The following is a 9,066-nucleotide window of genomic DNA, read 5'->3' as shown; positions in this document are numbered from 1 at the left end:
CCAGACACCCCGCCCCTCGGGTCAGTTCGGGGCCGGGTCGCCGGTGTAGAAGGCGGTGGTCTGGGCGATGTTGGTGGCGACGATGGTCGGGTCGGCGCCGGCGGACTGGTGGGCGGCGCCCCAGGCCTCGCTGCTCAGGGTGGAGAACTTCTTGCCCTCGGGGGAGATCTGCCATTCCTCCGGGTTGTCGATCGCACCGCCGGCCAGGTGCAGGCCGAGGCCGAGCAGCGCCCCGTCCCAGCCGACGCCGACGGCGCCGGGGCCGAACTGGTTCCACATGTCCGGCGGCGGGACGGCGACGTGCTCGAGCTCCAGATCGGTGCCGGACCCGGCCTCGGACAGCCGCACCTCGACCTCGGACAGCGGGTCGTCCTCGGTCATCACCCAGGTGACCCGCAGCAGCCGGGGCGGTTCGCAGCGCAGGATCTCGCCACCGGCGTTCCCCTTGAGCTGGTACCGGCCGCCCAGCTTCAGCTCCCCGGAGATCGGCAGGAACCAGCGGCTGATCCGCTCCGCACTGGTGCAGGCGTCCCAGACGTCCGCCACGTCAGCGTTGTAGTGCCGGCGCAGCAGCACGGTGTGCGCGCCCTCGGCACGGTCGCTGGTGCCCACCGAGCGGCGGACCTCGTTGATCTGGTTGACGATGTCAATCATCGGTAGTCTCCCTCGGTTCGTCGGCCGCCAGGCTATTACTAGCCACTTATATAAGTCAAACCTGGGAGAGGCTGCGACGGCACGTCACCGGGTCTCCTGGATAGACTCGCTGCCGGTCCATCCGTGCTCAGTCGCCAATGGAGTCACTGTGTCGAGCTGCGGCCACGTCGACACTCTGGTCAGCGCACCGCGCGGGCCGTTCTTCGGTCCGCTCGCGCACGGCTTCGCCTGCGGCGCCCACATTCCCATCCACAGCGCGCAGGCGTGGAACGCCCTGATCGACCCGGCCGCCGCCTGCCAGGAGACCCGCGACTCACTGCAGGACAGCTGGGGCATCAGCACCGCCGATGAGTGGCGCGAGCACGTCGACCGGCTGCTCGCCGGAGAGGACGACGGCCAGGACACCGACCTGCTGCTGCAACTGCGCCGGGATGTCATCGCCCGGGCCGGCCGGTGCGACCTGCCGGCCTGGCGGGCGGCGATCCGGCAGTGGGGCCAGTGGCGCAGCGCGGCGCCGGAGGTGGTCGACGGCTTCACCGTCAGTGCCGGCGTGATCATTCGGTACGAGGCCAGGTTCCGGGCCGACGGGCTGCTGCCGCCGGACGGGATGGTCAGCTCGGTGCGCGGCTACGACTACGGCCGCGCGGTCAACATGGCCCGCTGGGGGTTCGGCGGCCGGTTCTGCGACTACCGCGCCGCCGAGTCGACGGTGCTGCGCGCCGGCGAACTGGTCCGGCAGCGCTACACCTCCTGGGCGGACTACGGCGGCGGCTACGCGCTCGGCCGGGTGCTGCGGTTCGACAACGAGGAGTACGGCCACACCTACCAGTCGGTGCTCGGCCCGAACCGGATGCTGCTCACCGAACAGGCCAGTCCCTGGCTGCACATCCCGTTCTCCTAGGGTGCACGGCGTGGGACGGTTGATCGTGATCGAGGGCCTGGACGGGGCCGGCAAGCGCACCCTGGCCGACAAGCTGACCGCGGCGCTGGCCGAACGGGGCGCCTCGGTCGAGCGGCTGGCCTTTCCCCGCTACGGCGCCGGGGTGCACGCCGACCTGATCGCCGACGCCCTGCACGGCCGGCTGGGCGATCTCGGCGACTCGGTGTACGGCATGGCCGCCCTGTTCGCCCTGGACCGGCAGGCGGCCGCCGGGGACATCCGGGCCGCCCTGACCGGCCACGACGTCGTCCTGCTCGACCGCTATGTCGCGTCCAACGCCGCCTACGGCGCCGCCCGGCTCGGCCAGGATGCCGGGGGCGGGTTCGTCGCCTGGGTGCGGGCGCTGGAGATCGACCGGCTCGGCCTGCCGCTGCCGGACCTGCAGCTGCTGCTGCGGGTGCCGCCCGAGCTGGCGGCGGCCCGGTCTGCGCACCGGGAACGCACCGAGTCGGACCGGGAGCGGGACACCTGGGAGGCCGACGACGGCCTGCAGGCGCGCTGCGCGGCGGTCTACGACCAACTCGCCGCGGACACCTGGCTGGGACCGTGGCGGGTGGTCGACGGTTCGTCCACTGTGGACTTTCCGGCGCTGGCCGAGCTGGCCCTGGGCTGACCGATCGTTCAGAGCGCGCCGACCAGCTCCGCGCCCCACCGCTCGATCTCGGCGTCGATGTCCAGCCGCCGGATGGCCGGGGACTCCTCCATCTCCGGCGTGACCCGGTCGCGTGGCACGAACCAGGAGACCTCGAACTCGATGCCGTCCGGGTCCTTGCCGTACAACGATTTGGACACCACGTGGTCGGAGCTGCCGACCAGTGCCCCGGTCTCGGCCAGCCGTGCGGCGAACCCGGACAGCTCGGTCAGCGTGCGGACCGACCAGGCCAGGTGGTACAGCCCGACCGCCGGGTGCCCACTCGCCGGCGCGTCCGCGCCGACCCCGAACAACCCGAGGTCGTGGTCGTTGTCCGAGTCCGCCGCGCGCAGAAACGCCATGCCGGGACCCTGATGGACCACGCGGAAGCCGAGCACGTCGACGTAGAACGTCACGCTGCGCTCCACATCGCGCACGTACAGCACCGCGTGGTTGAGCCGCCGGATACCCATGCGCACCTCCGTGATTGCTTTGTTCAACATTCAACTATACTCGTGGCGGTGATCGGTGGTGGGGGCTGACACGGACACCGCACTCAAAGTGCGACGATATGGCCATGAAGGCACGTGTGCTGGTCGTGGACGACGACCCCGCCCTGGCGGAGATGCTGACCATCGTGCTGCGCGGCGAGGGTTTCGACACCGCGGTGGTCGCCGACGGAACCCGCGCGCTGCCGGCGCTGCGTGAGCTCAAGCCGGACCTGGTCCTGCTCGATCTGATGCTGCCGGGCATGAACGGGATCGACGTCTGCAAGGCCATCCGCGGCGAGTCCGGCGTGCCGATCGTGATGCTCACCGCGAAGAGCGACACGGTCGACATCGTGCTCGGCCTGGAGTCCGGCGCCGACGACTACGTGGTCAAGCCGTTCAAGCCCAAGGAGCTCGTGGCGCGGGTGCGGGCCAGGCTGCGGCGCACCGAGTCGGAGCCGGCCGAGATGCTGGCCATCGGCGACCTGGCCATCGACGTGCCCGGGCACGAGGTCACCAGGGACGGGATCGCGATCCAGCTCACCCCGCTGGAGTTCGACCTGCTGGTGGCACTGGCGCGCAAGCCCCGCCAGGTGTTCACTCGCGAGGTGCTGCTCGAGCAGGTGTGGGGCTACCGGCACGCCGCGGACACCCGGCTGGTGAACGTGCATGTGCAGCGGCTGCGCTCGAAGGTCGAGAAGGATCCCGAGCACCCGGTGGTCGTGTTAACCGTTCGTGGTGTGGGTTACAAGGCCGGCCCTCCGTGATGTGGGCGGGAGAACGGCGGTCCTGGTGAGTAGGTTGCTGCGCGGCGCGGCGCGGTTCACCGCCCGAACCGTCGCGTTTGGACGAACTCAGGCCGGCACGTTCGCCGTGCTGTGGCGGAGGTCACTCCAGCTGCGGGTGACGATCTCCACACTGGCCATGTCCTCGGCCGTGGTCTTCGTGCTCGGCATGGTGTTGCAGTACCAGATCACCGAGCGGCTGGTGAGCACCAAGGAAGACGCCGCCATCGAGGCGACCCGCAACGCCGTGCAGATCGTCGAGGGCGAGCTGGTCGGCGTGAACCCGGGTTCGGACGCGGTGGAGAGCCGGCTGTCCAACGCGCTGAACCGGCTGGTCAGCTCCAACCCGGATGAGCCAGGCTCGAGCAGCCCGCCGGCCGGCGCGTTCGAGCCGGTGCTGGCCGCGGACGCGACCGACCTCGCCCAGAGCGACCGCCGCTATGTCGGGCCCTATCAGGACGTTCCGGCCCTGCTGCGGCGCGACGTGCAGGCGGGCAACCTGGCCCACCAGATCTACACGGTGAACCGGGGCTCCGAGCGGGTCACCTTCCTGATGATCGGCGTCCCGGTGTCCAACGCCGGCCATGGCCTGCAGCTGTACATGCTGTTTCCGCTGACCGCCGAGAAGGCCACGATCAACCTGGTGCAGAGCACGCTGATCGTCGGCGGCGTGGTGCTGCTGTTGCTGCTCGCCGGCATCGCCAACCTGGTCACCCGGCAGGTGGTCCGGCCGGTGCGCGGGGCCGCGCAGGCCGCCGAGCGGTTCGCCGATGGCGAGCTGGACGAGCGGCTGCCGGTCGTCGGCGAGGACGACCTGGCCAAGCTCGCCCAGTCCTACAACGCGATGGCGGAGAGCATTCAGGGCCAGATCCGGCAGCTGGAGGAGTTCGGCACGCTGCAGCGCCGGTTCACCTCGGACGTCTCGCACGAGCTGCGCACCCCGCTGACCACCGTGCGGATGGCGGCCGACGTGCTGCACGCCTCCCGCGGCCAGTTCCCGCCCGGCCTGGCCCGGTCGACCGAGCTGCTGGTCGACGAGCTGGACCGGTTCGAGTCGCTGCTGGCCGATCTGCTGGAGATCAGCCGGCTGGACGCCGGGGTCGAGGAGCTGGTCGCCGAGGAGGTCGACGTGCGGCCGATCGTGCGGCGCGCGGTCGAGCCGGTGCGCCGGATCGCCGAGAACACCGGCTCGGAGATCATCCTGGACCTGCCGGACGTTGAGGTGACCGCCGAGGTCGAATCCCGCCGGGTGGAGCGGATCCTGCGCAACCTGGTGGCCAACGCGGTCGACCACGGGGCCGGTCAGCCGGTGGTCATCCGGCTCGGCTTCGACGACGAGGCGCTCGCGGTGACCGTGCGGGACCACGGCGTCGGTCTGCGCCCCGGCGAGGCGGACCTGGTGTTCAACCGGTTCTGGCGAGCCGATCCGTCCCGCAACCGGCACACCGGCGGGACCGGTCTTGGCCTAGCGATCAGCCTCGAGGACGCCCGGCTGCACGGCGGCGGGCTGGACGCCTGGGGCGAGCCGGGCAACGGCGCGTGCTTCCGGCTCACCCTGCCCAGGCGCACCGGCGTCGGCTACCGCGGCAGCCCGCTCTCGCTGCCCGGCGACCCGGACACCGTGGTCATCGAGGCGGTGACACTGCCGCTGCCGACCGACGACCCGGTGGCGGGCAACGGAACCGCCGCCGCGCCGGCCCGGTGGGCCGGCGACCGTGAGGAGGTGCGGTGATGGCCATCCGCGGGCGGCGACGCGCCGCACTGGCGATCGTGACCATGCTGGCGGCCCTGACCTCGGCGTGCGCGACGATTCCCGAGCAGTCCACGCCGAAGATCGAGTCCACCGGCGGGGTCCAGGCGGACGGCGCGCTGGCCGCGCCGGACCCGAAGGCCGACCCGCTCACGCTGGTGCGCGATTTCGTCGGTGCGGCCGGCAATCCCGAGGCGGCCAAGGGCTACCTGACCGAGAACGCGCGCAAGGCCTGGCCGGGCGATGGCCCGCCGACGATCATCGCGGAGACGTTCGGCACCTTGCCGCAGCCCCAACGCGAGCGCAACACCCTTGGCGACGCCCCGGAGAACGTGGCCGTCGTGGTGCTCACCGTGACCAAGGTCGGCAAGCTCGCTCCGGACCGGTCGTACAGCCCGGCGTTCGGCAGCGACGAGTTCCAGGTCGTGCTGCTCCGCGACAACGAGAGCGCGCCGTGGCGGATCGACAGCCCGCCGGACGAGATCATGATCACGCTGCCGAACTTCGACCAGAGCTACCGCAAGGTCAACGTCTACTTCTTCGACCCCGAGCTGCGGGTCCTGGTGCCGGACCTGCGGTACGTGCCGGCCCAGCCGGTGAGCGGCTTGCCGGACCGGGTGGTTCGGCTGCTGGTCGCCGGCCCGTCCGACACGGTGGCCAACGCGGTGCGCACCTATTTCGGCCCGGAGGCGGAGATCCGCACGAATGCCGTGACGGATCCGGACGACGGTGCGCTCGTGGTGAACCTGACCAAGATCGGCGACCGGACCCCGGACGACCGGCGGCTGATCGCCGCGCAGATCGTCTGGACCCTCAAGGAGATCACGCAGAGCCGGATCCGGCTGATGGTCGACGGGCAGGTGCTGGTGCCCGGGCATGTGGACTGGCGGCAGGGCGACGTGCCGTTCTACGACACCACCACCAAGCCGGGCGCCAATCTGCCCGGCCTGTTCCTCAACCCGGGCACCGGACGGGTCTACTCGCTGGACAACGGCAACCCGATCCCCGGGCCGGCCGGCAGCGGGGCGATCCGGGTGAGCAGCGCGGCGCAGTCGTCCGACGGCAAGGCGCTGGCCGTGGTGGAGGAGGTGTCGACCGGGTCCCTGCTGCGGATCGGTGAGTTCGGCCGCGAACTCCCCGAGGTCGGCTTGCAGGCGTCCACGCTGACCAGGCCCACCTGGCTGTTGAGCATGCCGAACGCGCCGAGCAACGAGGTGTGGACCGTGCAGAACGGCGTCGAGGTGGTCCGGTTGCTCCGCACCAGCGCCAACAGTTGGGCGGTCGACCGGGTGAACGCCTCCGCGCTGCGCACCTTCGGCACGATCACCGACCTGCGGCTGTCCCGGGACGGGACCCGGATCGCCGCCGTGATCTCCGGTCAGGTGGTGGTGGCCTCGGTGGCGCGGGACAAGGACTCGGTGACCATCCAGGCGCCGAGGGCCCTGGCAAGCACCGAGGTGCGCAACGTGGTCGGGGTGGACTGGGTGAGCCAGGAGACCGTGGTCGCGGCCACCGCGCAGAGCACCCAGCCGGTTGTCAACGTCTCCGTCGACGGATTCAAGCTGGATCGGTACAACAGCGCGAACCTCGGTGCCGGGGTGTCGGCGGTGACCGCCGCCCCGGACCGGGACGTGGTGGTGACCGACGGCAGCGGCATGTGGACCGCGGCGGAGACCCTGCAGGTCTGGCGCCTGCTCCCGCACCACCAGGTGCCCGGCGCCCGGCCGTTCTACCCGGGCTGACCGGCGGCGCGGTTTTGTCGGTGGGCTCGGCCATGCTCTGCCCATGCGAACCCCAGTGCGACTGCTGCTCGACCTGCTGGTGCCGGTGCGCTGCGCCGGCTGCGACGTGCCGGACGTGGCCTGGTGCCCGGCCTGCGCCATGGTGCTGCGCGCCCCGTTCCCGGTGGACCGGCCGGCCACCGCGCACGGACCGCCGGTCTACGCGCTGGGCCGCTACCGGGGTCCGGCCCGGCGCGCGGTGCTCGGCCACAAGGAGCGCGGCCGGCGGGACCTGACCGCGCCGCTCGGCCGAGCGCTCGGTGCGGCGCTGCCGCTGCTGCCGGCCGCCCGGGCCGGGCCGGGCGGCGTCTGGTACCTGGTACCGGCCCCGTCCCGGCCGGTGGCCGCCCGGCGCCGCGGCGGTCCGCACATGCTGGCGCTGGCCCGGCAGTGCGCGGCCGCCCTCGCCCTGGCCGGGCAGCCCGCCGCGGTGGCGCCCGCGCTCCGGATGGACCGGCGGGCCCGGGACTCGGTCGGTCTGGACGCCGCGGCCCGGGCGGCGAACCTGCGCGGCCGATTACGGCACGTGCCCGCCGGCTCACCGCCCGCCGGACAGCCGGTGGTGCTGCTCGACGACGTGATCACCACCGGCGCGACGGCGGCGGCCTGCACGTCGGTGCTGGCCACGGCGGGGGTCCCGGTCGCGGCCGTCCTCACCCTGACCGCCACGGCGTGACGGCATCCCGGATGGCGGGACGGGCCGTGCCGCCCACACGGGTGACTTCGGTGCCTGGCAACGGATCCGCCGCCCTCCGGCAGGCCAGGCCGGGATTGTTCCGATCGGCTCTGGCAGGTGCGCGAATTGTGTATTACGTTGGGCCGTAGGGGTGAATGTGCGGCCCGGAACTGGACGGGAGGGCAGCGGTTCGAGTATTGGCGTTCGACCTGTGGTTGCGCACAGTCACACGCCGTTCCGGTCCGAACTTCGCCCTTGTTGGGACTGTTGCTCGGCGACATCCCGAGCTAACGTGCCCGCTATCAACGTCCCCGGTAGGCAGGGAGGAGGCGAAGAGCCCATGACCCTGGCGCCGGAGGGGCCCTGAGGGGGGTCACGCTGAATCGGCGCCGCAATGTTCGAATTTGCCAGAGCTCGCAATTGCGAGGGAGGTCGTGTATGGACATCGTGGTAAAGGGTCGCAACGTCGAGATTCCGGATCACTATCGGATCCATGTCGAAGACAAGCTGTCCCGCTTGGAGCGGTACGACCGCAAGGTCATCCGTTTCGACGTCGAGTTGTTCCACGAACCCAACCGCAGGCAGTCGAAGAGCTGCCAGCGAGTGGAGATCACCGGCATGGGCCGGGGGCCTGCCGTTCGAGCCGAAGCGTGTGCGGGTGACTTCTACGCCGCGCTCGACTCCGCAGTAAACAAGATCGAGAACCGGCTGCGTCGCCTGCATGACCGCAGGCGGGTGCACTACGGGCGCCGGAGCCCTGCCTCCGTTGCGGAGGCCACTTCCAGCACCATCAACGCGGCCCCAGCCGGCGAACTCGTGAACTCCCGAGCCGCCACCCAGACCGCGTTACTGCCGACCCGGGAGTTGGAGTACGAAGGCGTACCCGAGGTCCCGGAACAGCGCTGGGACACGGAGGACAACCTGCCCGGACGCATCGTGCGGGAGAAGGTCCACTCAGCTGAGCCCATGACCGTCGACCAGGCCCTCTACGAGATGGAGCTGGTCGGCCACGACTTCTACCTCTTCAACGACTCCGAGTCGGGCCGCCCGAGCGTCGTGTACCGCCGCAGAGCGTTCGACTACGGCGTCATCCGGCTGACCTGACGGCCGGTCCGTCCACGAACCCGAACGGGGTGCCCCGGTGCGTCGCGGCTCCGGGGCACCCACGGTGAATCCGTCCTGTCCCACGGGCACCATCGGTCACATTGGTAACCCATCCTGGCCGCGTCTGATCGCACTGCGCCTACGATGGGTTCTGGCGTCCGGGCCGGGCGCGAATAAGCCAAGCTAGTGAGGTCGACCTGATGGTGCTTGCCAGGATTCTGCGCGCCGGCGAGGGCAAGACGCTCAAGCACCTGCGC

Annotated in this window: 9 protein-coding genes; 7 read left to right on the top strand and 2 right to left on the bottom strand. The window is 71.1% G+C overall.

Annotation, left to right across the window (positions count from 1 at the left end; all coding sequences use genetic code 11):
- Nucleotides 1–21 precede the first annotated feature (21 nt).
- Nucleotides 22–654, bottom strand: a complete 633-nt coding sequence (locus VFV67_RS35315) for an SRPBCC family protein (RefSeq protein WP_326475068.1) — start codon at nucleotides 652–654, stop codon at nucleotides 22–24.
- Nucleotides 655–802: 148 nt separating this feature from the next.
- Between VFV67_RS35315 and VFV67_RS35310 the strand changes: the two genes are divergently transcribed.
- Nucleotides 803–1,555, top strand: coding sequence for a DUF1266 domain-containing protein (locus VFV67_RS35310; protein WP_326475067.1), 753 nt, complete (start codon nucleotides 803–805; stop codon nucleotides 1,553–1,555).
- A 10-nt stretch (nucleotides 1,556–1,565) separates the two neighbouring features.
- Nucleotides 1,566–2,207, top strand: a complete 642-nt coding sequence (locus VFV67_RS35305) for a dTMP kinase (protein ID WP_326475066.1) — start codon at nucleotides 1,566–1,568, stop codon at nucleotides 2,205–2,207.
- A gap of 8 nt (nucleotides 2,208–2,215) precedes the next feature.
- On the opposite strand, the gene VFV67_RS35300 is transcribed toward VFV67_RS35305, so the two are convergent.
- Entirely contained in the window at nucleotides 2,216–2,698 is a 483-nt protein-coding gene (locus VFV67_RS35300; protein WP_326475065.1) for a VOC family protein, read from the bottom strand.
- A 104-nt stretch (nucleotides 2,699–2,802) separates the two neighbouring features.
- On the opposite strand from VFV67_RS35300, the gene mtrA reads away from it, so the two are divergent.
- From mtrA to hpf, 5 genes are all read left to right on the top strand, one after another.
- Nucleotides 2,803–3,480 carry an MtrAB system response regulator MtrA gene (gene mtrA / locus VFV67_RS35295; RefSeq protein WP_326475064.1) on the top strand — a complete coding sequence of 226 codons (678 nt, stop codon included), beginning with the start codon at nucleotides 2,803–2,805 and terminating at the stop codon, nucleotides 3,478–3,480.
- A gap of 22 nt (nucleotides 3,481–3,502) precedes the next feature.
- The gene (gene mtrB, locus VFV67_RS35290; protein ID WP_414636404.1) at nucleotides 3,503–5,230 is read left to right on the top strand and encodes an MtrAB system histidine kinase MtrB; all 1,728 of its coding nucleotides are present in this window, start codon (nucleotides 3,503–3,505) and stop codon (nucleotides 5,228–5,230) included.
- Nucleotides 5,230–6,990: an LpqB family beta-propeller domain-containing protein gene (locus tag VFV67_RS35285; RefSeq protein WP_326475063.1), complete on the top strand. Its 1,761-nt coding sequence runs from the start codon at nucleotides 5,230–5,232 to the stop codon at nucleotides 6,988–6,990. Before mtrB ends, VFV67_RS35285 begins: the two co-directional genes overlap by 1 nt.
- Nucleotides 6,991–7,033: 43 nt before the next feature.
- Nucleotides 7,034–7,705 (top strand): ComF family protein, encoded by a 672-nt coding sequence (locus VFV67_RS35280; protein WP_326475062.1) that lies wholly within the window; start codon nucleotides 7,034–7,036, stop codon nucleotides 7,703–7,705.
- A gap of 438 nt (nucleotides 7,706–8,143) precedes the next feature.
- Nucleotides 8,144–8,809, top strand: a complete 666-nt coding sequence (gene hpf, locus VFV67_RS35275) for a ribosome hibernation-promoting factor, HPF/YfiA family (protein WP_326475061.1) — start codon at nucleotides 8,144–8,146, stop codon at nucleotides 8,807–8,809.
- Nucleotides 8,810–9,066: the final 257 nt, after the last annotated feature.

This window comes from Actinophytocola sp. (assembly GCF_035762905.1).
In the GTDB taxonomy this organism is placed as follows: domain Bacteria; phylum Actinomycetota; class Actinomycetes; order Mycobacteriales; family Pseudonocardiaceae; genus DASYTH01.
Note: the sequence above shows the minus strand (reverse complement) of the source record. Positions and strands in the feature narration are given on the sequence as shown.

What these genes read in the sequence shown, in the direction of transcription:
- VFV67_RS35315 (WP_326475068.1), bottom strand. Translation starts at nt 654, where the DNA reads ATGATTGACATCGTCAACCAGATCAACGAGGTCCGCCGCTCGGTGGGC.
- VFV67_RS35300 (WP_326475065.1), bottom strand. Translation starts at nt 2,698, where the DNA reads ATGGGTATCCGGCGGCTCAACCACGCGGTGCTGTACGTGCGCGATGTG.
- mtrA (WP_326475064.1), top strand. Translation starts at nt 2,803, where the DNA reads ATGAAGGCACGTGTGCTGGTCGTGGACGACGACCCCGCCCTGGCGGAG.
- VFV67_RS35285 (WP_326475063.1), top strand. Translation starts at nt 5,230, where the DNA reads ATGGCCATCCGCGGGCGGCGACGCGCCGCACTGGCGATCGTGACCATG.
- VFV67_RS35280 (WP_326475062.1), top strand. Translation starts at nt 7,034, where the DNA reads ATGCGAACCCCAGTGCGACTGCTGCTCGACCTGCTGGTGCCGGTGCGC.
- hpf (WP_326475061.1), top strand. Translation starts at nt 8,144, where the DNA reads ATGGACATCGTGGTAAAGGGTCGCAACGTCGAGATTCCGGATCACTAT.